This is a genomic window from Pseudomonas graminis (genome assembly GCF_004364335.1).
GTDB classification, from domain to species: Bacteria; Pseudomonadota; Gammaproteobacteria; order Pseudomonadales; family Pseudomonadaceae; genus Aquipseudomonas; species Aquipseudomonas graminis_D.
Genome location: NZ_SOCR01000011.1, coordinates 157,415 through 183,947 on the forward strand (window position 1 = coordinate 157,415; position 26,533 = coordinate 183,947).

Below are 26,533 nucleotides of genomic sequence, written 5' to 3' on the forward strand. Positions count from 1 at the left end.
AAATGACAACAACTGAGGCCACCATGCTCAAAAAAGCGGTCATTCCGTTTCTTCTCGGCGCAGGTTTGATCGCCAGCGCTCCCTTCGCCCATGCAGCATCGAACCTGGTGTTCTGCTCCGAAGGCAGCCCTGCTGGTTTCGATCCAGGTCAATACACCACCGGTACTGACTTCGATGCTTCGGCCGAGACCGTTTTCAACCGTTTGAGCCAGTTCGAACGTGGCGGCACCGCTGTCATTCCAGGCCTGGCCACCAGCTGGGACGTTGCCCCGGATGGCCTGACCTACACCTTCCACCTGCGTGAAGGTGTGAAATTCCACACCACGCCGTACTTCAAACCGACGCGTACCTTCAATGCCGATGACGTGCTGTTCACGTTCAACCGCATGATCAACAAGGACGACCCGTTCCGTAAGGCGTACCCGACCGAATTCCCGTACTTCACCGACATGGCGATGGACACCAACATCACCAAGATCGAGAAAGTCGACGATCACACCGTCAAGATGACCCTCGGCACCGTCGATGCTGCATTCATCCAGAACCTGGCGATGAGCTTCGCGTCCATTCAGTCCGCTGAATACGCAGCCCAGCTGCTCAAAGAAGGCAAGCCGGAAGACATCAACCAGAAGCCGATCGGCACTGGCCCGTTCGTGTTCAAGAGCTACCAGAAAGACTCCAACATCCGCTTCACCGGGAACAAGGACTACTGGAAGCCTGAAGACGTCAAAGTCGACAACCTGATTTTCGCCATCACCACTGACGCTTCGGTTCGTGCGCAGAAGCTGAAAAAAGGCGAATGCCAGATCACCGCGTACCCGCGTCCGGCTGACCTCGCTCCGCTGAAGGCTGATCCTGCTTTGAAGATGCCTGATCAGGCCGGCTTCAACCTGGGTTACATCGCCTACAACGTGATGCCGAAGATCAAGGGCGACGACAAGCCGAACCCGCTGGCTGACCTGAAAGTACGTCAGGCGCTGGACATGGCAGTCAACAAGAAATCCATCATCGACGCGGTGTATCAAGGTGCGGGCCAACTGGCGACCAACGCCATGCCGCCGACCCAGTGGTCCTACGACACCACGATCAAAGACGCACCGTACGATGTCGCCAAGGCCAAGGAGCTGCTCAAGCAGGCAGGCGTGAAGGAAGGTACCGAGATCACCCTGTGGGCGATGCCGGTTCAGCGTCCTTACAACCCGAACGCCAAGCTGATGGCCGAGATGCTCCAGAACGACTGGAAGAAGATCGGCATCAACGCCAAGATCGTTTCCTACGAGTGGGGCGAGTACATCAAGCGCGCCAAGGCCGGCGAAAACGGTGCCATGCTGATTGGCTGGAGCGGCGACAACGGTGACCCGGACAACTGGTTGGGTACCCTGTTTGGCTGTGACGCCCTTAACGGCAACAACTTCGCCAAATGGTGTGACAAGCCGTTCGATACCTTGATTCACCAGGCCAAGGAAACCACCGATCAGGCCAAACGCACCGAGCTGTACAAGCAGGCTCAACATCTGCTCAAAGATGCCGTGCCTATGACTCCAATTGCCCACTCGACTGTTTATCAGCCGATGCGCAAGGAAGTTCAGGACTTCAAGATCAGTCCATTCGGTCTGAACTCGTTCTACGGCGTCAGCGTCAGCGGCAAGTAACACTTCCAGATGACCACCCGGTCGCGTTGCCTCAGGGCAACGCGACCGCGTTGTCATGTGCACGATCGTTAAATGAAATTGACTATCGTTAGATGAGTAGCGACTTGCTTACAGCCCTTGCCTACTAACGATAAGCACTTTTCCTACAAACTTTGAAGCACGCGTAACTATGGACTGTGTGGCGCCAGAGACATACCTTCTGACGAGCCGCAAATGCAGTCCGTTATTTATCTTGAACAGTGAGATGTATTCGGGCGATGACTCTCCATTTGCGCAAACGGTTGCCATGGATCGCGCAGGTGTTCGCAATTAATGCGCCTCTCACGATAAGGAATATCATGCGTTCGAATATCGTTATGCCATCACTTATTGCCGCTGGCCTTCTGGCTCTGACCCCCGTAGTTCAGGCCGCCAGCAAAAGCCTGGTCTTCTGCTCGGAAGGCAGCCCGGCCGGGTTTGATATCGGTCAGTACACCTCCGGCACTGACAACGACGCCGCCGAGCCGATCTATAACCGTCTGGCCGAGTTCGCACGGGGCGAGACCACCGTCGTACCCGCTCTCGCAACGAGCTGGGACATCTCCCCTGACAACCTGACCTACACGTTCCATCTGCGTGAAGGCGTCAAATTCCACAGCAACACGTTCTTCACGCCCACGCGCGATTTCAATGCCGACGACGTGCTGTTCACGTTCAATCGCATGCTGCACAAGGACCACCCTTTCCGCGTGGCTTATCCGACCGAGTTCCCGTTCTTCACCAGCATGGGCCTGGACAAGAACATCAAGTCAGTGGAAAAGACCGACCCGATGACCGTCGTGTTCACACTGAACAAAGTTGACGCGGCGTTCATCCAGAACGTTTCCATGAACTTTGCGTCAATTCTTTCCGCTGAATACGCTGACAAACTGATGGCCTCGGGTGATGTGCGCGATATTAACCAGGCACCCATTGGCACCGGGCCGTTTGTGTTTCAGCGATATCAAAAAGATTCGCAGATTCGCTATGTGAAGAACAAACAGTTCTGGGACCCGAGTCGGGTCAAGATTGATCAGTTGATCTTTGCAATCAATACAGATGCTTCGGTCCGCATTCAAAAACTCAAAAAAGACGAGTGTCAGGTGACGCTGAATCCGCGCCCGGCGGACGTTGAGTCGATCGAGGCGGACAAAGACCTGCAAGTGATCAAAAAGCCCGGCTTCAACCTCGGTTACATCTCCTACAACGTGCGCCACGCCCCGCTGGACAACTTGCAGGTCCGCCAGGCGCTGGACATGGCGGTGGATAAGAAAGCGATCATTGAGGCGGTGTACCAGGGCGCCGGGCAACTGGCCCAGAACTCCATGCCACCGACGCAGTGGTCCTACGACGACACGGTCAAGGACGCGCCCTACAACCCGGAAAAAGCCCGCGAGTTGCTGCGCGCCGCCGGCGTCAAGGAAGGCACCGAACTGACTCTCTGGGCGATGCCGGTCCAGCGCCCCTACAACCCCAATGCCAAGCTCATGGCTCAGATGCTTCAGGCCGACTGGGCGAAGGTGGGCATCAAGGCAACCATCGTCAGTTACGAGTGGGGCGAATACCTCAAGCGCAGCAAGAACGGCGAGCATGACATTTCGCTGATCGGCTGGACCGGTGACAACGGTGACCCGGACAACTGGATGGGCACGCTGTACAGCTGCGCATCCATCGGCGGCAACAATTACTCCATGTGGTGCGACGAAAAATACGACGCACTGGTCAAGGCCGCCGTGTCGACCACGGACAAGGACCAGCGCATCGCGCTGTACAAACAGGCTCAGCATTACCTGAAAGAACAGGTACCCATTACGCCGATTGCCCACTCGACGGTGATTCAGCCGCTGCGTAAGGAAGTGCAAGGTTTCCTGGTGAGTCCGTTCAACCGCAACAACTTCTCGGGCGTCAGCGTCGCCGAATAATTCAGAACATGCCTGAGGGCGCCACCACGCCCTTTGGCATTGCTTTATCCGCGTTTCGCCGGATAGGCAGAAAAATGGCCATGAGGCCGCACCACCGAGCGGGCTACACCATAAAAAGCCCGCCTCTAAAAAAGCAGCAATCGGGAGCTTCAAACGTGAAAAAAGCCAGCACCGCTGTATTCGCCTTATCCGTCCTCGCCATCAGCGTCGCGGCACAGGCAGAGCCGACCAGTCAGGAGTTCGTTCCGACCACACTGGCCACCACCAACCTCCAGGGCGAAGCCAAGGGCTTTCTGGAAGACTCGAAACTGACCGGTTCGACCAAGAACTGGTACGCCAACGAACTGTTGCGTCGTGGCGGCGAGTTCACCCGCAAAGAGAACGGCGTCGTGGTCGACAGCGACCCGCGCCGGATCAACTGGGTTCAGGGCACGATCGTTGACTACAGCTCGGGCTTCACCCAGGGCACTGTCGGCTTCGCCACGCAAATGGCGGTCTACAACGCCGTTGCGCTGGACCGCGACAAAGACGACCTGATGGGCGGCGCCAACCGTACGCTGACCGAAAACAACGGCGACCCTGTTGGACAGTGGAGCAAGTTGGGCCTGGGCAACATCAAGGCGCGCGTCTCCAACACGACCCTGACCGCCGGCCGCCAGTCGATGAACACCCCGGTGCTGGCTTACATCGGCAACCGTGCGCTGCCTTCGAGCTTCGAAGGTGTGAGCATTCTGAGCGAAGAGTTCAACAACATCTCGATCCAGGCCGGCAGCTTCGACCGCGTGTCGCCACGTACCGAGCAGAGCCTGACCAAGTTCCGTTCCGAGTACACCAACAACACCGCCACCGCCGATCGCGTTGACATGGCGGGCGTTGATTACAAACCTTTCAAAAGCCTGACCACCAGCTTCTACGCCTCCAACGTCGAAGACTTCTGGCATCAGTACTACTTCGCGTTCACCCACGAACTGGGTGACCCCGATGTACTGGGCTTGAGCACCAACCTGAACTACTACAAGACCAAGGATTCCGGTCAGAAGAAAATGGGCGAGATCGACAACGACACGTACAGCCTGTCGTTGACCGCCACCCACAAGGCCCACAGCTTCAGCGTCGCGTACCAGGAAGTCGAAGGCGACACCTACTTCGACTACGTCCACGACACCAACGCCATCTTCCTGGCCAACTCCCTGCTCTCGGACTTCAACGGCCCGAACGAGAAGTCGGTGCAACTGAGCTACCTGCTGAACATGGCTGACTACGGCGTGCCAGGCCTGAAGTTCAACATCTACCAGGCGCGCGGCTTCGACATCGACGGTACCCATTACAAAGGCACCGCTTACGACGTCTCGAGAATGGACGGCGAAACTCACTACGAATACGGTGTTGGCTCGTCGTACACCCTGCAGTCCGGCCCGCTGAAGGCCTCGACCATGCGTGCGACCTACACCACGCACCGCGCGAGCGCCAACCAGGCTGACGGCAACATCAACGAGTTCCGTCTGGTGACCACGATTCCATTCAACATTATGTAATCAACGCGATTGATCGGGCCTCGATGTGCGGTTTACCGAACTTCGTGGCCCGATACCGACTCACTTATGGCTTCATCACTTGCGGAGTGCGTTACTTGAAATCGACATTCAAACTCGCAACATTGCGCGGCGCGATCGCACTGGCGGTATTCAGCGTCGCGGTCGGCATATCGGCCAAACCTCTGGTGGTCTGCACCGAAGCCAGCCCGGAAGGTTTCGACACGGCGCTGTACACCACCGCCGTGACCGCCGATGCGTCGGCGGAAACCATTTACAACCGTCTGGTGGATTTCAAGCCAGGCACCACGGAAATCGTTCCCGCGCTGGCTGAGACTTGGGAGATCAGCGATGACGGCCTGACCTACACGTTCCACCTGCGCAAGGGCGTCAAGTTTCACACCACCGAATACTTCAAACCGACCCGCGACATGAACGCCGATGACGTGATCTGGAGCTTCCAGCGTCAACTGGACCCCAACCACCCGTGGCACAAACAGTCGCAGGTCGGCTACCCGTACTTCGAGAGCATGGGTTTCAAAGAGCTGCTGAAGAACGTCGAGAAAGTGGACGACAGCACCGTCAAGTTCACCCTGACCCGCCGCGAATCGCCGTTCCTGGCTGACGTCGCCATGGCCTTTGCCTCGGTGTACTCGGCGGAATACGCCGATCAGTTGCTCAAGGCCAACAAGACCGACAACCTCAACAGCCAGCCCATCGGCACCGGTCCGTTCGTCTTCCAGCGCTACGCAAAGGACGCTCAGGTTCGCTTCAAGGCCAACCCGGAGTATTTCCGTGGCAAGCCGCCGGCCGACACTCTGATCTTCGCCATTGCCACCGACAACAACGTGCGCCTGCAGAAGCTCAAGGCCAACGAGTGTCAGGTTGCGTTGTACCCCAAGCCGGACGACATTCCGAACATCAAGAAAGACCCGAACCTCAAGGTCGATGAGCTGAACTCGATGACCACCGCTTACATCGCCATGAACACCACGCACAAATACATGAGCGACGTGCGCGTGCGTAAGGCCATCGAGCTTGCGTTTGATAAAGAGGCCTACGTCAAAGCTCTGTTTGGCAAGGACAATGCTACCGTCGCCGTGAACCCGTATCCGGACACGCTGCTGGGTTACAACAAAGACCTGAAAAACCCTGCCCACGATCTGGACAAGGCGCGCGCCCTGCTCAAGGAAGCCGGCGTTCCGGAAGGCACCGTGCTGACCCTGTTCACGCGCAACGGCGGCGGTCCGACCAACCCTAACCCGGCCATGGGCGCACAAATGATGCAGTCCGACCTGGCCAAAGTCGGCATTAAGTTAGATATACGCGTCATGGAATGGGGTGAAATGCTCAAACGTGCCAAAAACGGCGAACACGACATGGTGTCGGCCGGCTGGTCAGGTGACAATGGCGACCCTGATAACTTCCTGACGCCGAACCTCAGTTGCGAGGCCGCCAAGAACGGCGAAAACTACGCGCGCTGGTGTAATCAGAAGTTCCAGACGTTGATCGATCAGGCACGGGAAAAAACCGACCCGGCCGAGCGTGCTGCGCTCTACGAGCAGGCTCAAGTGATCTTCAACCAGGACCTGCCATGGATCAGCATGGCCTACACCAAGGCGTTCACTGCCATGCGCAACAACGTAGAGGGCTACCACATCAGCCCTCTCACCACTAATAACTTCGCTACCACCCAAGTGAAGTAGAAGAATAAGCCGGCGGGCTCTACCCAGAGACCCGCCGGAATACGCCTAACCGGCTGATGAGGTACACGAGAAGATGTTTAGTTTTATCGCTCGCCGAGTGGGGTTGCTCATACCCACCTTCTTCGGCATCACCTTGCTGACCTTCGCACTGATTCGCCTGATTCCCGGCGACCCTGTCGAAGTCATGATGGGTGAACGCCGGGTCGATCCGGAAATGCACGCCCAAGCCATGGAACGTCTTGGCCTGAACAAACCCCTTTATGCGCAATACATCGATTACGTCGGCAAGCTCGCCCATGGCGACCTGGGCGAATCGCTGCGTACGCGCACGAGCGTGTGGTCCGAATTCACTTCGCTGTTCCCGGCAACCCTGGAACTGTCGATTGCGGCGCTGATCTTCGCGGGCATTCTCGGGCTGCTGGCCGGTGTCATTGCGGCACTGAAGCGAGGGTCCCTGTTCGACCATGGGGTCATGGGTATCTCCCTGGCGGGGTACTCGATGCCGATCTTCTGGTGGGGCCTGATCCTGATCATGTTCTTCTCGGTATCGCTGGGCTGGACCCCGGTATCGGGACGTATCGACCTGCTCTACGACATTCCCCCCAAAACCGGCTTCATGCTGATCGACACCCTGCTCAGCGATGAAGAAGGTTCGTTCATGGACGCCCTGCGTCACCTGATTCTGCCGGCCATCGTGCTGGGCACCATTCCGCTGGCGGTCATCGCCCGGATGACCCGCTCCTCGATGCTCGAAGTCCTGCGTGAAGACTATGTGCGCACTGCTCGCGCCAAGGGCCTTTCGCCGGCTCGCGTGGTGTTCGTTCACGGCCTGCGCAACGCGCTGATCCCGGTACTGACGGTGTTCGGTCTGCAAGTGGGCACGCTGCTGGCCGGTGCGGTTCTGACCGAAACGATCTTCTCCTGGCCGGGCATCGGCAAGTGGCTGATCGAGGCCATTGGCGCCCGTGACTACCCTGTCGTGCAAAACGGCATCCTGCTAATCGCCTGCCTGGTGATTCTGGTCAACTTCGTGGTGGACATCCTCTACGGCTTTGCCAACCCACGCATTCGTCATCAGCGCTGAGATCCCTTTTTATGAGCACACCTACTCCCGTAGTAGCAGTCGATCAAAGCCTGCTCTACCCGTCCGTCTACAAAGAGTTCTGGCAGCACTTCTCCAAGAACAAAGGCGCCGTCGCGGGCCTGGCGTTCATGCTGGTGATCGTGTTCTGCGCCCTGTTCGCGCCGTGGGTTGCCCCCCATGACCCGAGCGAGCAATACCGTGATTTCCTGCTGACCCCGCCGGTCTGGCTTGAAGGCGGCCAATGGCAGTTTCTACTGGGTACCGATGAACTGGGCCGCGACCTGCTGTCGCGTCTGATTCAGGGTTCGCGCCTGTCGCTGCTGATCGGCCTGTCCTCGGTGGTGATGTCGCTGATTCCGGGGATCCTCATGGGTCTGCTGGCCGGTTTCTTCCCGAAAATCCTCGGCCCGACCATCATGCGTCTGATGGACATCATGCTGGCGCTGCCGTCGCTGCTGCTGGCTGTGGCCATCGTCGCGATCCTCGGCCCTGGCCTGATCAACACCGTCATCGCCATCGCCATCGTTTCCCTGCCGTCCTACGTGCGTCTGACCCGTGCAGCCGTTATGGGCGAACTGAACCGTGACTACGTGACCGCCGCGCGTCTGGCCGGCGCAACGCTGCCGCGCCTGATGTTCATCACCGTGCTGCCCAACTGCATGGCGCCGCTGATCGTTCAGGCCACGTTGAGTTTCTCCTCGGCAATCCTCGACGCTGCGGCGCTGGGCTTCCTGGGTCTGGGTGTACAACCGCCGACGCCAGAGTGGGGCACCATGCTCGCTTCGGCCCGCGACTACATCGAACGCGCCTGGTGGGTGGTCAGCCTCCCGGGTCTGACCATTTTGCTCAGCGTGCTGGCAATCAACCTGATGGGCGACGGTCTGCGCGATGCGCTGGACCCGAAACTCAAGAACGCCGCCTGAGGACGTCCGAATGTCTCTTTTAAACATCAAGAACCTCAACGTGCGCTTTGGCGACGCCACGGCCACCCCGGTCGTCGACGGCCTGGACCTGGCGGTCGACAAGGGCGAAGTGCTGGCGATCGTGGGCGAATCGGGTTCGGGTAAATCCGTGACCATGATGGCGCTCATGGGCCTGATCGAGCACCCCGGCATCGTCACCGCCGATGCCCTGGTCTTCGACGGCAAGGACATGCTCACGCTCAATGCGCGTCAGCGTCGCAAGATCGTCGGCAAAGACATGTCGATGGTCTTCCAGGACCCGATGACGGCGCTGAACCCGAGCTACACCGTGGGTTTCCAGATCAAGGAAGTGCTTAAGCAGCACTTGGGTCTGTCCGGCCGCGCTGCCCATCAGCGCGCACTGGAGCTGTTGCAGAAGGTTGAAATTCCGGGCGCCGCACAGCGTCTGGACGCCTACCCGCATCAACTGTCCGGCGGCATGAGCCAGCGTGTTGCGATCGCCATGGCCATCGCCGGCGAACCAAAACTGCTGATCGCCGACGAACCGACCACTGCGCTGGACGTGACCATTCAGGCGCAGATCATGGACCTGCTGCTCGCGCTGCAAAAAGAGCAGGACATGGCGCTGGTGCTGATCACCCACGACCTTGCCGTGGTGGCTGAAACCGCTCAGCGGGTCTGCGTGATGTATGCCGGTCAGGCGGTGGAAGTGGGTCAGGTACCGGGGCTGTTCGACGTCCCGGCGCACCCGTACAGCGAAGCGTTGCTGGCGGCGATTCCCGAGCACAGCATGGGCGCCGCGCGCCTGTCGACGCTGCCGGGCATCGTCCCGGGTCGTTACGACCGTCCAAGTGGCTGCCTGCTCTCGCCGCGCTGCCCGTATGTTCAGGACAAATGCCGCCAGCAACGCCCGGGCCTCGACCCGAAAGCCCATAGCCTGGCGCGTTGCTTCTTTCCGCTGAATCAGGAGGTGGCGTGATGAGCGAAATCGTACTGACCGCTCGTGACCTTACTCGTCACTACGATGTGTCCCGTGGGCTGTTCAAGCCCCATGCAACCGTGCGCGCGCTCAACGGCGTGTCGTTCGAACTCGAAGCCGGCAAGACGCTGGCGGTGGTCGGTGAGTCCGGTTGCGGCAAGTCGACGCTGGCCCGCGCACTGACGCTGATCGAAGAGCCTTCTTCGGGATCGTTGAAAATCGCCGGCCAGGAAGTCACCGGCGCGACCAAGGCGCAACGCAAACAGCTGCGCAAAGACGTGCAGATGGTGTTCCAGAGCCCCTACGCGTCGCTCAATCCGCGGCAGAAAGTCGGTGATCAACTGGGCGAGCCGCTGCTGATCAACACTAATCTTTCCGCCGCCGAACGCCGCGAGAAGGTGCAGGCGATGATGGCTCAGGTCGGTCTGCGTCCCGAGCACTATCAGCGCTACCCGCATATGTTCTCCGGCGGTCAGCGTCAACGTATCGCGCTGGCGCGGGCGATGATGCTGCAGCCTAAAGTGCTGGTGGCGGACGAACCGACGTCGGCGCTCGACGTATCGATTCAGGCGCAGGTGCTGAACCTGTTCATGGATCTGCAGCAAGAGTTCAACACCGGTTACGTGTTCATTTCCCACAACCTGGCGGTGGTGCGTCACGTCGCCGACACGGTGTTGGTGATGTACCTCGGTCGCCCGGCCGAGATGGGGCCCAAGGAAGAGATCTACAACCGCCCGCTGCACCCGTACACCCAGGCGCTGCTGTCGGCGACCCCGACGATCCACCCGGACCCGTCGAAGCCGAAGATCAAAATCGTCGGCGAGCTGCCCAACCCGCTGAACCCGCCGTCAGGCTGCGCGTTCCACAAGCGCTGCCCTTACGCGACCGAACGCTGCGCCGTCGAAGTGCCGGAGCTGCGTTGGGTCGACAACCGTCAGGTGGCCTGCCATTACGCGGAACAGTTTGTGGCGTGATGGTTGAGTCATAAAAAAGGCCGTTGCGTGTGAGCGCAACGGCCTTTTTTTGTGGCTTGATTTTGTGGCGCCTGAACCACTGCTTCGCGATAACGGATGCCTTGGTCCCGGCTGAAGCCGGTCCTACTGAATGCACGCCACTTCACTGTAGGAGCCGGCTTGCTGGCGAATGCGGTGGGTCAGATATGAAGATATAGACTGACCCACCGAGTTCGCCAGCAAGCCGGCTCCTTGTATCTCGACTTTGTCTTCTCAGAAGGTAAAGTTCTCGACTGATCATCGAGGGAAAGGCGTGAAGACGACCGGCTCCTAGTGGCGTTATAGCCTGCGAAGTAGATCCATTCTCCGCCTTTCCAACCTTACTCATTGAGCTCGTACGATATCTAGAGCCACGTTGTGAGCTCGCATTTACAAGGTCGAAGCCGAGTGACGCGATGATTGATCTTCAGTTGAAAAGGAGAACAGCATGTCTGCATTCGTTGGCGTTGACATGGCCAAGAATACTTTTGATGTTGCAACGCCGTTGGACAATGGCAAACACCGCACCAAGGGCAAGTTGAGCAATGATGCCAAGGGATTTGCCGAGTTTGAGTCCTGGCTCCAGAAGCACGCCACACCGGATGCGCTGATAGTCATTGAGGCCACGGGCAATTACCACGAAGCGTTGGCAGATTTCCTTTTTCAAAAGGGATACCGGCTTCATATCGCGAACCCTGCCACCACCGCCGCTCATGCCAAGTCGGAGTTGTCACGCAACAAGACTGACAAAACCGATGCCAAACTCATCTCCGATTTCGCCATGCAGAAGCATCGCAAGCTGCGGCTTTGGGTGCCTGAGCCTCAGTCGCGGCGCCGTCTGAGGGCGTTGGTCCGCCGTCTGGAAGATCTCAACGAGATCCGTCAGATGGAGAAAAACCGCCTGGAAGTTGCCAGCCCGAACGTCGTAACGTCCATCGAATCGGTGATTGCTCATGTCTCGGAAGAAATCACCGAAACCGAAAAAGCGATCAAGCAGCACATCGACGATGATCCTGACCTGCGCGGCAAGAGCGAGTTGATGACCTCCATTGATGGCATAGGCGAGAAAACTGCCGCGCTGATCCTCGCGGAACTGGGAGACCCTTTGGATTACGAGGGACCGAAAAAGCTCTCTGCCTTCGCTGGATTATCGCCCAGACAGGACCGCTCTGGAGGTTACGTCGGTGCAACCCGCATTAGCCGAACCGGCTCGTCGCGGCTCAGGGGCGGCCTTTACATGCCCGCGATCGTAGGAATTCAACACAATGAGGTGCTGAGCGAGTTCGCCAAGAGATTGAAAGCGAACGGAAAGGCTCCCAAGCAAGTTATCTGTGCAGTGATGCGCAAGATGTTGCACCTGATCTATGGCGTGCTTAAGAGCAACAAGCCATTCGACCCTGGAATTGCTTTGGCCGCTTGAAGGCTGATCGACAAAGACTTGGATGGCCAGGTTGGCGCTGCCGTGTGAGCTGCGGAGGTACCGTTGTGCCTGCCTGAAAGCAGCAGCGCTAACGCGCTGCTGGGGTTGCAGTCGGGACATCAAGACGATATCAACAGCGGATCGCGTGCATTCAGCGGAACCGCCTTTAGCCGGGAATGAAAGGGTTCCATCGTAGAACGAACCACCTCAATACACATCCCGCCGATACCGACCCTGCTCGATCAACTCCCGCACCGCGTCCTCACCCAGCAGCGCGTTCAACGTCGCATCCACCCCGCCTGCCATGCCTTCCAGACTCCCGCAGATGTAAATCACAGCGCCCTCGGCCAGCCAGCGACGCAGTTCATCATCTGCCTCACGCAAGCGGTCCTGCACATAGATTTTTTCAGCCTGATCCCGGGAAAATGCCAGGTCCAGACGCGCCAGATCTCCATTCGCCAGCCAGCCGTTGAGCTCATCCGCGCAGTGGAAATCGTGTGCACTGTTTCGCTCGCCGAACAGCAACCAGTTGCGCTGCTCACCGGACGCGACGCGCGCCTTGAGCAAGCTGCGCAGGCCCGCCAGGCCAGTGCCGTTGCCGATCAAAATCATCGGCGCCGACTCGGCCGGCAGATGGAAACCACTGTTGCGACGCACCCGCACACTGACAGCGCCGCCTACCGCAACATGCTCGGTCAACCAGCCCGAACACAGCCCAAGGCTGCCATCGGGGTGCAGCTCCTGACGCACGATCATCTGCAACACACCGTCCTCAGGAATCGACGCAATCGAATACTCGCGCATCGCCAGCGGCACCAGTGCATCGACCAACGCCTGCGCGTGCAAGCCCACCAGATGACTCCGATTCACCGGCAACTGACGCGTGGACAAGGCTTGGCCGAGGGTCTCGCTCAAGCCATCGACGGTGACCTGGGTGTCTGCAGGAATGCCCAGTCCGGACAGTAACTGCTCGACCGCAGAGGCCGGGTTGCGCGGCAACACCTCCACCAGATCGCCGGCCTCCCAACGAGCCGCTGAATCCCACGTCAGGCCGAGTAAAAACACCTTCGAGCCCACGCTGCCGGGGTTCAGCCATTCCCGGGCCACCAGCGTCCAGTTTTGATACTCCGGTGCTTGCCAGACGGTCGTCGGCGTCGAGCCCGTCAGCTGGCCCAGTTGCTGTTGCCAGTGTTGCAGCGCCGCGCCGTCGCCACTGTCCACTTCCACCGGTGCGAACAGCGTGCGCCCACCGCGCTCGGACAACCAGCCGTGCAGGCGCTGAGCGAAACCGCAGAACTGTTGATACTGGCGATCGCCCAGCCCCAGCACCGCGTAGTTGAGATTATCCAGTGCCAGCGGCCGGCCCAACACCTTGCGCTCGAAGGCTCGGGCACTGTCCGGTGCTTCGCCATCGCCAAAGGTGCTGACGACGAACAGCGCGTTGCGGCTCTGATGCAAGTCCTGCTCGGTGATGTCGCCCAGACGCTGCACCTTGACCGCCACACCGGCCGTTTGCAGCTGGCCGGCGGTTTGCCAGGCCAGTTGCTCGGCGAACCCGCTCTGGCTGGCAAAGCCGATCAACCAGGCCGCGCCCTGCTCGCCCGTCGTTGCCGACACTTCACCGCGCGCGTTGCGGATCTCGCGCTTCTTGCGTCGACGGTCCAGGTACAGCAGCCAGCCGGTGATGAAAAACAAGGGCATCAACAGCGCGGCCACGGTCACGACGATACGCCCGATCAGACCAAAATAGCTCCCGGTGTGCAGCGCGTAGTTGCTGACCAACAACTGCGCGCCGAGGCTTTTCTCGGAATAGCGCGACACTGCCTTGAGCGAGCCGTCGGCCGGATCGAGAGTCATCTGGTTCAACGCGCGGGGGTGCGGGCCCGTTTTAAGCAGGTAGAACACCGTCGCCATCTGGCCCGGTGCCTGGGGCATGCGCAGGTTGTACGTCTTGAGGTCCGGTCCGGCGGTGCTCTGGATGGTCTGCCAGATGGCGTCGTAATCCGGGGTCGAAGCCGTTACGACTTTAGGCGCCTCCTTCACAGCAGGGCCCGGACGCGGCCCTCCACTACGGCGCTGTTCGCCCGCCACCGGAGGATCGCCAATCAGCTTGGTCATGCCGTTGCTGAACCACTCGTAGGACCACATCAACCCGGTGATCGCCAGCAGCAGATAGATGATCAGGCACCAGGTGCCAAACACCGAATGCAGGTCCCAATTGAAACTGCGTCCCTTCTTCGCCCAGTCCATGGTCAGCCAGACGCGCCAGTTCAGCGGCTTGCGCGGCCAGCGCAGATACAGCCCGGACAGGCAAAAGAAAATGAGGATTAGGGTGCAGGCTGCGGTGACTTGCTTGCCGTACTCCCCTGCGGCAAGGAATCGGTGCAGGTTGAGGATGAAGCCGAAGAAGTCCTGACCTACGGCGTCCTCGGTAAAGTCTCCGGTGTAGGGGTTGAAGTTGTGCATTTCGCCGCGACGCTGGCCCGGCGGCGGTGTGAACCAGACCTGGGCGATCCGGTCGCCGTCGACATCGATGCGGAACATCGCTACCTTGTCTTTGCCCTGGGCTTCAACCTTGCTGACCATTTCCGCCAGTGACAGTTGACGAGGCTGAAGATGGGGCTGGGGCTGCACGAACAATACGTCGGGGTTGAGCGCGTCGAGTATTTCGTCCTCGAAGGAATACAGCGCGCCAGTGATCCCCATCAGGGCAAGCACCAGACCCGCCGTGATTCCGAAGAACCAGTGCACTTGAAACAGGACTTTCTTCAACACCCTCGACACCTCACTCACCCGCTACGGCGCGCATTATGCGCACAAACGGCATGTATTCTCATCTGTGTCTGATTCTTGATGCAAAAGCTGCGGTAGCGACCGTGATACCGCTACCACAGGTGATGCGTCCGCTTGCAGATCAGAAGTGGAAGCTGGCACTCATCAGCGCAGTACGCCCGGCGGCCATGTGCGCGTAGTGGGTGCTGAAGACCTGGTCGTAATAACGCTTGTCGGTCAGGTTCTGCACGTTCAGCTGCAGGTCGACGTTCTTGGTCAGCGCGTACGTGGCCATGGCGTCGTAGCGCCAGTAGGACGGCACTTCCACCGAGTTGGCTTCGTTGCCGAAACGCGAATCGACGAAGGTCGCGCCGCCGCCCACGGTCAACTTCGGCATCAGTTCGTAGGTCGACCAGAAATTGAAGCTGTTGCGCGGCGTGCTCGGCATGTGGTTGCCCTCGTCCGCCTTGCTGGTCGCGCTGACGATCTCGCTCTCCATGTAGGTGTAGCCGCCGTAGACTTTCCATTTGCCGGTGATGTTGCCGCTGTAGGTCAGCTCCAGGCCATCGACACGCTGCTCGCCGTCCAGCACCTGAAACGTCGCGTTATCAGGGTCGGTCACCCGCGCGTTGGTCTTCTCGGTGCGGAACAGCGCAGCGGTCAGCGACAGGTTGTCGTCGAAGAAGTCCCACTTGGTGCCCAGCTCATAGTTGCGGTTCTTTTCCGGATCAAGGTTGGCGTTGTTCGCCGCGATTTCCAGACCGCCATTGCCGCTGGTTTCACCCGAGGGGTTGCTGGACGTCGACCATGCCGCGTAGATGCTGCCGTTCGGCAGTGGCTTATAGGTCACCCCGACCTGGTAATTCCACAGCTGGCTGGTGTTCTCGCGCTTGAAGCTGCCCGCCACCGAACCACGGCCGCCGGTGCTGTAACCACTGGAGCGCACGTCGTAATCGTCATAACGCAGGCCGAGATTCAACGACCACTGCTCGTTGAATTTCAGCGTGTCGAAAACGTAGGCGGCACTGGTTTTGGTGTCGGTATCGGTGTACGCCTGGCTGTCGGTGATGGTGCCGTTCCAGTCGTCTTTCGGCGACGGGTTGGACAGGCTGGTGCAATCGCCTGACGCCAGTAGCGCTGCATTACACGTCGAGCCAATGGTCCCGCCGCTGGCGCTAAGTACGTTGTAGCCGCGGTTGTGGGTGTCCTGGTAAGAAAACTCGAGCCCCGTCACCAGGCTGTGCTGAATGAAACCGGTGTCGAATTTCGCTTGCAGGTCGGTCTGGTTGACGAAGCCGCTGGAGGTGGAATTGCGGCTTTTTGCCGAGCGCGAGACCAGGCCTCTGGCGACGTTACCGCGGCTGTCGTCCGGGTTGGTGACGATGTAGTCCAGCGTCGAGCGCGACATGCGGAAGCTGTTGGAAATCGTCAGGTTGTCGTTGAGGTCGTGTTCGAGGCGGATCGTGCCGCTGTCGTTGACGCTCTTGCGGTAGTCGCGGTCGGTCAGGCCGTAAAAGTTGTTTTCGTTGACGTGGGCCGGCTTGTCAACCACGTACTTGCTGCGGCCGGTGGTGTTGGTCAACGGAATGCCGTAGTCGGGCATGTCGTCCGTGGACAGGTGGTAGTAATCGACCTTGACCCGCGTGTCGGTGCCCAGACCGAACGCGAACGAAGGCGCGACGCCCCAGCGGCTGTTGTCGACATCGTTGCGGCCAGCGACGTTGGAATCATGCTTCATCAGGTTCAGGCGGAAGGCCGAGGTGTCGGTCATCTGCTTGTTGACGTCGAGGGTGTAACGCTGGGTCTGGTCCGAACCGAAGGTGTAGCCGCCGTTGAAGTCATCGCCCAGATGAGCGCCTTTGGTGACGAGGTTCAGGCTGCCACCCGTTGAGCCTGCGCCGGTGAATGCCGAGCCAGGGCCTTTGCTGACCTCGACCGATTCGACGTTGAAAATCTCCCGGCTCTGCGCTGCTACGTCGCGCATGCCGTCGATGAACACGTCGCTCTCTGCGTTGAAGCCGCGAATGATCGGGCGATCCGCATTCGGGTTACCGCCCTCGCCCGCGCCAAACGTAATGCCGGGGGTGGTGCGCAAAGCGTCGGCCAGGCTCGTGGCGGCGGTGTCGCGGATGACTTGCTGCGGGATCACCGTGACGCTTTTCGGCGTCTCGCGCAGAGGCGCAGTGTACTTTTTCGAGGCCGATTCTTCGGTCTTGTAAGCCGTGTCGGCCCGCTCGCCGTCAATGTTGGTGGCCCCGAGATTCAGAGCATCCGAGGCAGGTTCCGCAGCCTGCGCCACATGGGCGGCTGACATCGCGGCAAGGGCGACGCTGACTGCGCCGACGATGGAACGCTGCGGATGTGCGGTAACGGGTTGTGGCTGGCGCGGCATTTTCCTTCCCCAAGGAAACAATAAGGCGGCGGAATATAGTTGAGACTGCTTCGCATTCGCAGAAAACTTACATTCTTTACACTTTACCATTACTCAATTTTCACATCCGCCCATTCACGCGCGCGGGTGACGTTTTACACGATCAATAAGAATCACTATCATCCGCCGCCTCATTCTTCTCGCAGGTCGCGATTCATGCTCCTACATATCCCCGGTCTGTTTTCACCCGAGGAGGTACGTCGCATTCGACAGGCGCTGGAAGAAACCGAATGGGCCGACGGCAAGATCACCGCCGGGCACCAGTCGGCGAAAGCCAAGCACAACCTGCAGTTGTCGGAAGGCCATCCACTGGCATTGGAGATCGGCGCGGCGATGCTCGAACGCCTCTGGCAGAACCCGCTGTTCATGTCCGCCGCCCTGCCCCACAAGGTCTTCCCGCCGTTGGTGAATTGCTACACCGGCGGCGGCAGTTTCGATTTCCACATCGACAACGCCGTGCGTCAGGCCAAGGGCAGCGCCGAGCGCGTGCGCACGGATCTGTCATCGACGCTGTTCTTCAGCGATCCCGATGACTACGACGGCGGCGAGCTGGTGATTCAGGACACCTTCGGCACCCGTCAGGTCAAGCTGCCGGCGGGTGACCTGCTGCTTTATCCGGCCAGCAGTCTGCACAAGGTCAACGCCGTGACACGGGGTGCGCGGTACGCCTCGTTCTTCTGGACCCAGAGCCTGGTGCGCGATGATGGCCACCGCACGCTACTGTTCGAAATGGACGCCGCCATCCAGCAACTCAGCCGCGATGTGCCCGACCACCCCTCGCTGCTGCAACTCACCGGCACTTATCACAATCTGCTGCGGCAATGGGTCGAGGTCTGAGTCATGACCTGGAATCTGCGACGTGAAGAGGTGCTCGATGGCGATCAGTTGCGCGCCATGCTTGAAGACAGCCCTGCCAGTGCCGCACGGGCGATTCTGATTGCGGCGCAGGCCAACATCGTCGACGCCCAGGCGCTGCTCGGACAGATCCTGCTCGACGGTAGCGGCATAGAACGCGATCCGGCGCTGGCGTTGGTCTGGTTTCAGATCGCGGCGCGCCAGGGCCATGCCATGGCGCAGAACATGCTGGGACGTTGCCATGAACATGGATGGGGCTGCGACCCTGACGCCACCAAAGCCGCAGAACATTATCGCCTTGCCGCCGAGGCCGGTCTGGATTGGGGCTTTTATAACTACGGCAATCTTCTGGCGACCGGACGTGGCGTCAATAAAGACCAGGCCCGAGCGCTGGCCTGCTATCGCAAGGCGGCAGAACTGGGCCATGCAAAGTCGATGAACCTAGTGGGGCGTTATCTGGAAGAAGGTCTTTGCTGCGAGCAGGATCTCGCTGCCGCCCATGACTGGTATCGGCGCTCGGCCGAGGGCGGCGACTTTCGCGGGCAGTTCAGTCACGCCGCAGTACTGGCCGAACAAGGCCGTGTCGAGGAAGCCGTCGAATGGCTCGAAACAGCGTTGAGCATTGGCAACCTTAAATTCCTGCGTGTCAGTCGCCAGGTGCTCTTGCACGCAGTCCACCCGGATATTCACACGTTGGCGCTGGACTACCATGCAAAAGCGGCACAGCTGGGAGACGAAACGGACGCTACGGCATATCGTGACCTCTTGAACGCTCTTTAATGGTTAATTGTAAGTTCCGTTTTCTAAATATAACCCTACGAAACTCTTGCAACGCTTCGAGAGTGCTGGTTTCTGGGCATTAGCCAGTCGTGATACCTAAGCCGCTGGAATTTTCCTACACTTTCAACCTACTTTTCCACTTTGACCTCCGCAGGAGCACAACTTACTCTCTTGTTCGTGCAGACAACTTAACGAGCCTGCATCCGGAAATGACAAACCTCCGGAATAGTAACGCGACATCATTAAAGGACTAATGATATGTCTCAACCAGAGCAAAACCTTGTAACTGCCGCAGCGACAGACCCTGCGGCACTGTTCAGTTTATCCGTTGCAACACCTGAGACCGATGCTCGGGACACCGGCCTGATATTGACCAAAGAACAGATCAAAAGCCTCAAAAAATATGAAGTCGCCGGACTCGCTCTTCCGATCGAGCTCAAAGACGTCATTGCCTATCTGGGCTATGAACACGGTGCTGGTAATGGTCTGGAGGCCGCAGACTTTCAGAAGACGTTCCAACTTGTCAATCGTCACGCCAGACTCTGGAATCCATTGCGCACGGACTTGCTGACCGTCAATACCAAACTGGTGGTTTTCGCCGGCTCAATTCAAGTCTATGGCCAAAGCATGGCTGAGGTGTTCAGCGAAATAGCGGCATTAGGCCTGGTCGAAAAACACGGTATCAAAACACTTGAAGATCTGCGCAAATTCGAATTCGAATCAGGAATAACGTTCCCCGGTATCGAAGCAGAAGACCGCAACGATCTCGGTTATTATCTGGATCAAATACTTGAAAAAGTAAAAGACCAGGCGGTCGAAGCCAATCGAATCAAAGAGCGCCTTGACTCATTCGGCAAAGAGTTAGGCGAGAAAGTGGGCCCTGCCATCAGCCGCAAACTGTCTCTCATCGACAACAATTCCCTGGGCGGCGAAATCAGCGATCTGCAGATAAAAATTGATAAGCGCGCGTTGACCATCGACGAGAAGAATAAAGAATACAAAACGCTCGTGATGGAAGCCATCGGCTCTGTCATGGGCAATTTGGCCATGATGATCTACTCAAGCGTCCAGGCTGAAAAAATCCGAAAGGCGCGTAATGAGCTCACCAAAGAACAGGAGAAGGACATCGCCCTGATGGCGCAGAAAAACAAGATTCTGGCTGCGCTGGGTCGTATACGAATGGATTTCCAAAACCTCGACCTGGTTGTGATTGATGCCAACATAGCCACCAATAACCTGATCACCGTCTGGAACTCGCTTAGCACATTCATCGCCGCTTCCATTACCGAAATTGACGGTATTCACGACGGGCTTTCCATGCGCAGATTTCGAAACCACTTCAACCTGGTGGTCAAGCCTTGGGAAACCATCGAACGCAATACCCAACAACTGGAAGAAGTTTTTTCTGCCGCCGACCGCGAATTCAAAGAAGAATACGGAGTTTAAAATGAACAATATTTCTCAATTTCCAGGCAGCATCGAATACCCGGCACTGAACCCGCAAACGTTCCGAGAGGCGAAAGCCAAAGCAAACAATGCCGCCACTGAAGTTAACAGCCTGTTCATCCAGGCAGCCTACCTTCCGTCTTTGGACAGCCGAATTACTGCCCAGGACCAGGCGCTGCGTAAAGCTGATTTCGAACTGCGCGAGGCCGTTAAATCACTGGATATCGGAACAGGCATCCAGGTTGAAACGCTTCGAGGACTTCAATCCGAGCTACGCAGCGCGCCTGAGTCCGACCATGAGGAAATCATCGTAGACATCGTCCAACGGGTCCAAATCATCATGGGGATCGTCAGCAAAAAAGAGCAGGTACTCAAAAACCTGATTCCTGCCATGGCAGCCCCGATTGATCGCATGGCTACGGGGAAATACCTCACCCAGCTCGAGGCGGATCAGGCACGCCTGCCGACAGAAGTACTCGAAATCAAAGAACGTCAAAACGCGCTGGAAGCAAAACGCAAGGCGCTGACTGACGCGATGGCGCTGATCGAAGCCAGAAACTTCACCCAAATTGCCAGAGATACAGCACTGACCGCGCAGGAAATGACCAAGCTTGGTATGTCCCCGCCCGAGCTGATCGCGGTTGAGGCAGCTATCGATGTGGCTTTGAAGGTCCTGGAACGGGCCGAGAGCCTGATCAATTATGTAGGCATGATTGAAGCCCGTGACAGGCTACGCAAACAGATCGACGATCTGATCGATCGCACCCAAGCGAAGAACGACGAGTTGCGTCTGGTCACCTTGAAAAAGGATCTGGTCATCGAATCCCATCGTTTCGACGACCACCGAGCGCAGTACGTTGCCGAGTTCGAGAAATGTGTCACGGCCCATCGCTTTTTCCTGAGCACTCATAGCACCGTCAATGGCGCCGATCAGGACGGTGTCGCTCAATTTGCGGCGGACGTACTGGCGCTGGCAAAACATTTGAAGGTCATGGCTGATTAAATCCGCTAATGCGCAACAGTGTGGCCGGGAAAGTTCAAGGATGTTCGTCCCGGCCTCATGCGTGGAGTGTGCTGGTTACACCAGCGCTCTGCGTCGCACATCATCTCTTTAAAGGATTAACGACATGAACTCATCCGAACCACTGGATGACGCCCCCGTTCACGATCAGACACTTGACCTGGCAGTGCGCCTGCCCGGCACGTTGATTTCTGCAGCAGCGGGCGCTTCAGAAGACGCCGTCCGCGCGCCGGGCCTCATTCTGACGAAAGAGCAATTGGTTGAGTTGAAGCGCTATGAAACCCTCGGCCTCGCACTTCCAACGGAACTCAACGACGTCATCTTTTACCTTGGCTACGAGACAGGCGCAGGCCCGTATCTGGAAGCCCGGGACTTCCAGACTACTTTTAATCACATTAATCAACATGCCCTGCGATGGAACCCGCTTCGCACCGACCTGATGAACGTCGGCAGCGAACTCTGGGTGTTCGCCGACCAGATGCTGGTTTACGCAGCCGGCGTAAGACGCCTTTATAACGAGATCAAAACGAAGCCGTCCGAAACGGCTGATCCAGAAGCTCAAGCAGACTTTTTGCAGTACATCGAGCAGGTCGCATCGCTCGTTCTGCAGCGTCGAAACGTGACGGAGGCACTCAAGCGCCGGCTCAAGGCCTTCGCCGAAGAATTGTCGACCGCAGTGATGCCCGAGGTGAAGCTCAAGCTACGGAGCATCGACACCAGCAATTTACCGACTGACATCCAATCGCTGATCGACACCCTTGAGAGAGGGGGCGCTGACATTGAAGCGAAACATCTTGAATACAAGGCGCTGGTAAAAAAGTCGGCGGCAGACAGTATTGGTCTGCCGCAATTGAGCCTTTATCGCAGCAGCGACGCGGATAAAGTGCGCAAACAAATCAGCGCGCTGCGTCAGCAACAGGAGGCCAGCATTGTTCTGCTTGAGCAGAAGAACAGGATTCACGCCTCACTTCATCGCGTTCGCAGTGAGTTACACGACTTGACACTGGTCCTTGTGGATGCAGACATCGCTACCCAGAACTTGACTGACGTGTGGAACGGCCTGCATACCTACCTGACTTATTCGGTTCAGGAAGCAGGAAGAATCGACAGTGTGCTGTCCCTGCGTCGCCTCTTCAACGCTTTCAATCTGGTGGCTAAGCCCTGGGGCCAGATAAAGCAGGACGCGGATACTTTGCTCAACGTGTTCAAAGAGGCAGATCGTGAGTTCCGCATGAGTCATGGACATCAATGACATGTGGAATTCGAAGACTCTGGATCAGGCACCATGCCAAGCCACCTTGCAGGGGCAACGCATCGAGTTCGCGCTGTAACGCCATGGAGGGCGAAGAATGACAACACATCTCATCGAATACGACGACGTCGCTTATCTAGGATTCAACATCGGCTATATGGAGAAGCTTCCCCAATACATCGAAGCCTTCAAAATCAAACTCGATCTGGTTCCTGAAGCCGAATACGGAAAGTACAGGGAGCCCGCGATGGATCAGGTCGTCGCCACCGCACGGCAAGGCAGCTCGCTCTGGCACTCCAGCGCGAAGCAGCTTCGCGCGCTCCATCAGGACACCAAAAAGACACTGACCGACATGATCGCACTGTTGGACAGCAACCCGTTTGACAGCCGGGTCGCGCAGTTTACAAAGGATATGCTGCGCCACGAGGCAGAATTCAAGCGGCAACAGGCAGAATGCGACTGGATCATCGAATGCACCAGGCAGACCATTCCTCGGTTCATGGATTTCATGAACGTAAGAACCTATGAATACGCGGAACGCAAAAGGCTGCTGGTGAAAGGAAAGTCCAGCAACCTACCGAAGACGCTTAACAGCGGAGTGACGGACGAAAGCAGTCTCGCTTCGGCGAGAAGCAGCCTGGAATGGCATCGTCGCGCCTACAACACGGCGATCCTCTCGGCGGGGAATATGGGGGCCTATTGTTCGCGGCTGTCTGGCCTGTTGAACGCCACCCTTCGGGAGATCCATGCGCTCAAGCCCGATCAGTCCGCTCGGCGGTTGACCGTGTCGTGTCAATCAGCGGCCAGTGCAGCACGCGAGGCGCAGCGCCTGATCAATTACACCCTCGACAATATTTTTCGATTCAGTATTTGAGCCGCACAAAAAAAGGCACCCACTGGGTGCCGTTTTCTTGTTACAGCTGACGTTTACACGTAGTAGGACTTCAGCGGCGGGAAGCCGTTGAACTCTACGGCGCTGTAGCTGGTGGTGTACGCACCGGTGGACAGCCAGTACAGGCGGTCACCGATAGCCAGGTTCAGTGGCAGGCCGTACTTGTAGTTTTCGTACATGATGTCGGCGCTGTCGCAGGTCGGGCCTGCAATGACCACTTCTTCCATTTCACCTTTCTTCTCGGTCCAGATCGGGAACTTGATGGCTTCGTCCATGGTTTCGATCAGGCCGGAGAACTTGCCCACATCCGTGTACACCCAACGCTCGACGGCAGTGCGGGATTTACGCGACACCAGCACCACTTCGCTGACCAGGATACCGGCGTTGGCGATCAACGAACGGCCCGGCTCCAGAATGATTTCCGGCAGATCGTCACCGAAATCTTCTTTCAGGTAGCGAATGATTTCTTCGGCGTAGGTTTCCAGGCTGTTGGTGCGGGTGATGTAGTTGGCCGGGAAGCCGCCGCCCATGTTGATCAGCTTGAGAACGATGCCGTCTTCTTCTTTCAGACGCTCGAAGATCACCTTCACTTTGGCGATCGCGGCGTCCCAGACGCTGATGTCGCGCTGCTGCGAACCAACGTGGAAGGAGATGCCGTAGGGCACCAGGCCCAGTTCACGAGCGAGGATCAAAAGGTCCATCGCCATGTCGGTCTGGCAGCCGAACTTGCGTGACAGCGGCCAGTCAGCCGTGGTCGAGCCTTCGGTGAGGATACGAACATAAACTTTCGAGCCCGGCGCGGCCTTGGCGATGTTGCGAAGGTCAGCTTCGGAGTCGGTGGAGAACAGACGCACGCCCTTCTCGTAAAAGTAGCGGATGTCTCTGGATTTCTTGATGGTGTTGCCGTAGCTGATGCGATCCGGGGTGACGCCGCGGTCCATCACTTTATCCAGCTCGTAGATCGAGGCGATGTCGAAACTGGAGCCCTTTTCCTTCAGCAGGTCGATGATTTCGACCGCCGGGTTGGCTTTGACGGCGTAATACACTTTGGCGAATTCGAAGCCTGCACGCAGGTCGTCGTAGGCCTTGCTGATCATCGCGGTGTCGATGACCACGAACGGGGTTTCTTGCTTGTCGGCAAACGCCTTCATTTTATCGAAGGTGCTTTTCTCGAAATAGTCTTCGACCTGGATCGACATGCGGGGACTCCTGTTGGCAAACGGTAAAAAACAATGGGTGTGAGCGCGCGGCTCGTGAACGTCCTCCGTATCCCCACTTTGGTTCGCCTACTTCCCAAGGCTGCTCGGCCGAAAGCAAAAAGGCCATCCGGTGATACACCACGGTTGGCCTTGCTGTCTCGTCGTCAGTACTTGAGCCGGATGGATCGTTTCCAGCATGGACGTTCGGCGCGAACTGTAGGACCTGAGGGGCCGGAGATCAACTAAAAATGTCGCGTTTCTGCCCGTTTTTGCCAGACGGGAATCCACGCGCGTTCAATCAACCCGTAGTAACCGACCGATGTGACAGGGTGATGTTCCCGGTGATTGCCAATGTCGAAGTTATCACCAGCCCTTGTAGGAGCGCGCTTGCCCGCGAAGGCGGTGTGTCAGCTAGCCTATTGAGCAATGACACACCGCAATCGCGGGCAAGCGCGCTTCTACTAAGCGTTCGCGCTACCTCAAGCCGAAGCAGCCTGCTCCACCAACTCAGCCGGCGAAACAATGCTGGTCTTCATCCCGCGCGACTGGCCGGAACTCAGATAAGCCGCGATGGACTCCTGCGTCACTTCACCCAGGAACACATTCTCGGCATCCAGCACCGGCAGCCACGAGCGGTTGAACTCGTACATGCGCGACAACAGGATGCGCAGGTGTTCGTCGTAAGCGGCGGTGGCGTTGAACGGGCGCAGGTATTGCTCGCAGGTACCGGCCTGACGGTGCAGGTCGCGGCGACGGACGTAGCCCATGGCCTTGTTTTCGGCATCGGTGACGACCACGTAGCGGCGGTCGTTTTCGTCCATGATTTCCAGCGCATCGGCAACGGGCGTTTCCGGGCTCACGGATGGCGCGTTGTCCGCCGCGTCTTCGGCCTTGACCAGCAGCAGACGCTTGAGCGTGCTGTCCTGGCCGACGAAGTTGCTGACGAAATCATCTGCCGGGTGCGCCAGCAGTGTGTCCGGGTGGTCGATCTGCAGCAGCTTGCCGGCGCGGAAGATGGCGATCTTGTCGCCCAGCTTGATGGCTTCGTCGATGTCGTGGCTGACCATGATCACGGTCTTGTTCAGCGCGCGCTGCATCTCGAAAAACTCGTTCTGGATCATCTCGCGGTTGATCGGGTCGACCGCACCGAACGGCTCGTCCATCAGCAGCAGAGGCGCGTCTGCGGCCAGCGCACGAATCACGCCGATCCGCTGTTGCTGACCACCCGACAACTCGCGCGGATAGCGATGCAGGTACTGCTTGGGTTCCAGCTTGATCATGCTCATCAGTTCGCGGGCACGGTCGTGGCACTTCTGCTTATCCCAACCCAGGAGCTTGGGCACGACCACGATGTTTTCCTCGATGGTCATGTTGGGGAACAGGCCGATCTGCTGAATCACGTAACCGATGTTGCGGCGCAGAGTGACTTCGTCGAGACCGGTGGTGTCCTCGCCGTTGATCAGCACTTTGCCGGAGGTCGGCATGATCAGCCGGTTGATCATTTTCAGCGTTGTACTTTTGCCGCAACCCGATGGGCCCAGAAACACGCAGATCTCGCCTTCATTGACGGTCAGGCTCACGGAATCGACAGCCTTCACTTCCTTGCCGTTGCTCTGGAAAGTCTTGGTCAGGTTCTGCAGCTCAATCATTTGTTTGG

Annotated in this window: 19 protein-coding genes; 15 read left to right on the plus strand and 4 right to left on the minus strand. The window is 58.2% G+C overall.

What is annotated here, in order from left to right:
* Positions 1-23: 23 nt before the first annotated feature.
* The 9 genes from EC919_RS21070 (at position 24) to EC919_RS21110 (ending at position 12,228) form a co-directional block, all read left to right on the plus strand.
* Entirely contained in the window at positions 24-1,652 is a 1,629-nt protein-coding gene (locus EC919_RS21070) for an ABC transporter substrate-binding protein (protein ID WP_133776269.1), read from the plus strand.
* A gap of 338 nt (positions 1,653-1,990) precedes the next feature.
* Entirely contained in the window at positions 1,991-3,592 is a 1,602-nt protein-coding gene (locus tag EC919_RS21075) for an ABC transporter substrate-binding protein (RefSeq protein ID WP_133776270.1), read from the plus strand.
* Positions 3,593-3,747: 155 nt separating this feature from the next.
* Positions 3,748-5,127: an OprD family porin gene (locus EC919_RS21080; RefSeq protein WP_133776271.1), complete on the plus strand. Its 1,380-nt coding sequence runs from the start codon at positions 3,748-3,750 to the stop codon at positions 5,125-5,127.
* A gap of 95 nt (positions 5,128-5,222) precedes the next feature.
* A complete protein-coding gene (locus EC919_RS21085; protein WP_243842305.1) occupies positions 5,223-6,830 on the plus strand; it encodes an ABC transporter substrate-binding protein in 1,608 nt (535 codons plus the stop codon).
* 73 nt (positions 6,831-6,903) lie between these two features.
* Positions 6,904-7,914, plus strand: a complete 1,011-nt coding sequence (locus EC919_RS21090) for an ABC transporter permease subunit (RefSeq protein WP_065990182.1) — start codon at positions 6,904-6,906, stop codon at positions 7,912-7,914.
* 11 nt (positions 7,915-7,925) lie between these two features.
* Positions 7,926-8,837: an ABC transporter permease subunit gene (locus tag EC919_RS21095; protein WP_133776273.1), complete on the plus strand. Its 912-nt coding sequence runs from the start codon at positions 7,926-7,928 to the stop codon at positions 8,835-8,837.
* Between the two features lie 10 nt (positions 8,838-8,847).
* The gene (locus EC919_RS21100; RefSeq protein ID WP_065990186.1) at positions 8,848-9,816 is read left to right on the plus strand and encodes an ABC transporter ATP-binding protein; all 969 of its coding nucleotides are present in this window, start codon (positions 8,848-8,850) and stop codon (positions 9,814-9,816) included.
* Positions 9,816-10,790, plus strand: coding sequence for a peptide ABC transporter ATP-binding protein (locus tag EC919_RS21105; RefSeq protein ID WP_133776274.1), 975 nt, complete (start codon positions 9,816-9,818; stop codon positions 10,788-10,790). The genes EC919_RS21100 and EC919_RS21105 overlap by 1 nt, the downstream gene beginning before the upstream one ends.
* A 466-nt stretch (positions 10,791-11,256) precedes the next feature.
* Positions 11,257-12,228 (plus strand): IS110 family transposase, encoded by a 972-nt coding sequence (locus EC919_RS21110; RefSeq protein ID WP_133776275.1) that lies wholly within the window; start codon positions 11,257-11,259, stop codon positions 12,226-12,228.
* Positions 12,229-12,435: 207 nt separating this feature from the next.
* Here EC919_RS21110 and EC919_RS21115 read toward each other — a convergent pair whose 3' ends face one another.
* Entirely contained in the window at positions 12,436-15,000 is a 2,565-nt protein-coding gene (locus tag EC919_RS21115; protein WP_133776309.1) for a sulfite reductase flavoprotein subunit alpha, read from the minus strand.
* 142 nt (positions 15,001-15,142) lie between these two features.
* Positions 15,143-17,392: a TonB-dependent receptor gene (locus tag EC919_RS21120; RefSeq protein ID WP_133776276.1), complete on the minus strand. Its 2,250-nt coding sequence runs from the start codon at positions 17,390-17,392 to the stop codon at positions 15,143-15,145.
* Positions 17,393-17,587: 195 nt separating this feature from the next.
* Here EC919_RS21120 and EC919_RS21125 point away from each other — a divergent pair, with 195 nt between their 5' ends.
* From EC919_RS21125 to EC919_RS21150, 6 genes are all read left to right on the plus strand, one after another.
* Entirely contained in the window at positions 17,588-18,268 is a 681-nt protein-coding gene (locus EC919_RS21125) for a Fe2+-dependent dioxygenase (protein WP_133776277.1), read from the plus strand.
* Positions 18,269-18,271: 3 nt separating this feature from the next.
* Positions 18,272-19,066: a tetratricopeptide repeat protein gene (locus EC919_RS21130; protein WP_133776278.1), complete on the plus strand. Its 795-nt coding sequence runs from the start codon at positions 18,272-18,274 to the stop codon at positions 19,064-19,066.
* Between the two features lie 258 nt (positions 19,067-19,324).
* The gene (locus EC919_RS21135) at positions 19,325-20,512 is read left to right on the plus strand and encodes an alpha-xenorhabdolysin family binary toxin subunit A (RefSeq protein WP_166650598.1); all 1,188 of its coding nucleotides are present in this window, start codon (positions 19,325-19,327) and stop codon (positions 20,510-20,512) included.
* A gap of 1 nt (position 20,513) precedes the next feature.
* The gene (locus EC919_RS21140; RefSeq protein ID WP_133776279.1) at positions 20,514-21,515 is read left to right on the plus strand and encodes an alpha-xenorhabdolysin family binary toxin subunit B; all 1,002 of its coding nucleotides are present in this window, start codon (positions 20,514-20,516) and stop codon (positions 21,513-21,515) included.
* 124 nt (positions 21,516-21,639) lie between these two features.
* Positions 21,640-22,785 (plus strand): alpha-xenorhabdolysin family binary toxin subunit A, encoded by a 1,146-nt coding sequence (locus EC919_RS21145; RefSeq protein ID WP_133776280.1) that lies wholly within the window; start codon positions 21,640-21,642, stop codon positions 22,783-22,785.
* A 97-nt stretch (positions 22,786-22,882) separates the two neighbouring features.
* On the plus strand, positions 22,883-23,659 hold the full coding sequence (locus EC919_RS21150; RefSeq protein ID WP_133776281.1) for a hypothetical protein: 777 nt from the start codon (positions 22,883-22,885) through the stop codon (positions 23,657-23,659).
* A gap of 53 nt (positions 23,660-23,712) precedes the next feature.
* On the opposite strand, the gene EC919_RS21155 is transcribed toward EC919_RS21150, so the two are convergent.
* On the minus strand, positions 23,713-24,876 hold the full coding sequence (locus EC919_RS21155; protein WP_133776282.1) for a type III PLP-dependent enzyme: 1,164 nt from the start codon (positions 24,874-24,876) through the stop codon (positions 23,713-23,715).
* A gap of 479 nt (positions 24,877-25,355) precedes the next feature.
* Complete coding sequence (locus EC919_RS21160; protein ID WP_133776311.1) at positions 25,356-26,525, minus strand: osmoprotectant ABC transporter ATP-binding protein OsmV; 1,170 nt, start codon at positions 26,523-26,525, stop codon at positions 25,356-25,358.
* Positions 26,526-26,533: the final 8 nt, after the last annotated feature.

What these genes read in the sequence shown, in the direction of transcription:
- EC919_RS21070 (WP_133776269.1), top strand. Translation starts at nt 24, where the DNA reads ATGCTCAAAAAAGCGGTCATTCCGTTTCTTCTCGGCGCAGGTTTGATC.
- EC919_RS21075 (WP_133776270.1), top strand. Translation starts at nt 1,991, where the DNA reads ATGCGTTCGAATATCGTTATGCCATCACTTATTGCCGCTGGCCTTCTG.
- EC919_RS21090 (WP_065990182.1), top strand. Translation starts at nt 6,904, where the DNA reads ATGTTTAGTTTTATCGCTCGCCGAGTGGGGTTGCTCATACCCACCTTC.
- EC919_RS21095 (WP_133776273.1), top strand. Translation starts at nt 7,926, where the DNA reads ATGAGCACACCTACTCCCGTAGTAGCAGTCGATCAAAGCCTGCTCTAC.
- EC919_RS21100 (WP_065990186.1), top strand. Translation starts at nt 8,848, where the DNA reads ATGTCTCTTTTAAACATCAAGAACCTCAACGTGCGCTTTGGCGACGCC.
- EC919_RS21105 (WP_133776274.1), top strand. Translation starts at nt 9,816, where the DNA reads ATGAGCGAAATCGTACTGACCGCTCGTGACCTTACTCGTCACTACGAT.
- EC919_RS21110 (WP_133776275.1), top strand. Translation starts at nt 11,257, where the DNA reads ATGTCTGCATTCGTTGGCGTTGACATGGCCAAGAATACTTTTGATGTT.
- EC919_RS21120 (WP_133776276.1), bottom strand. Translation starts at nt 17,392, where the DNA reads ATGCCGCGCCAGCCACAACCCGTTACCGCACATCCGCAGCGTTCCATC.
- EC919_RS21125 (WP_133776277.1), top strand. Translation starts at nt 17,588, where the DNA reads ATGCTCCTACATATCCCCGGTCTGTTTTCACCCGAGGAGGTACGTCGC.
- EC919_RS21130 (WP_133776278.1), top strand. Translation starts at nt 18,272, where the DNA reads ATGACCTGGAATCTGCGACGTGAAGAGGTGCTCGATGGCGATCAGTTG.
- EC919_RS21135 (WP_166650598.1), top strand. Translation starts at nt 19,325, where the DNA reads ATGTCTCAACCAGAGCAAAACCTTGTAACTGCCGCAGCGACAGACCCT.
- EC919_RS21140 (WP_133776279.1), top strand. Translation starts at nt 20,514, where the DNA reads ATGAACAATATTTCTCAATTTCCAGGCAGCATCGAATACCCGGCACTG.
- EC919_RS21145 (WP_133776280.1), top strand. Translation starts at nt 21,640, where the DNA reads ATGAACTCATCCGAACCACTGGATGACGCCCCCGTTCACGATCAGACA.
- EC919_RS21150 (WP_133776281.1), top strand. Translation starts at nt 22,883, where the DNA reads ATGACAACACATCTCATCGAATACGACGACGTCGCTTATCTAGGATTC.
- EC919_RS21155 (WP_133776282.1), bottom strand. Translation starts at nt 24,876, where the DNA reads ATGTCGATCCAGGTCGAAGACTATTTCGAGAAAAGCACCTTCGATAAA.
- EC919_RS21160 (WP_133776311.1), bottom strand. Translation starts at nt 26,525, where the DNA reads ATGATTGAGCTGCAGAACCTGACCAAGACTTTCCAGAGCAACGGCAAG.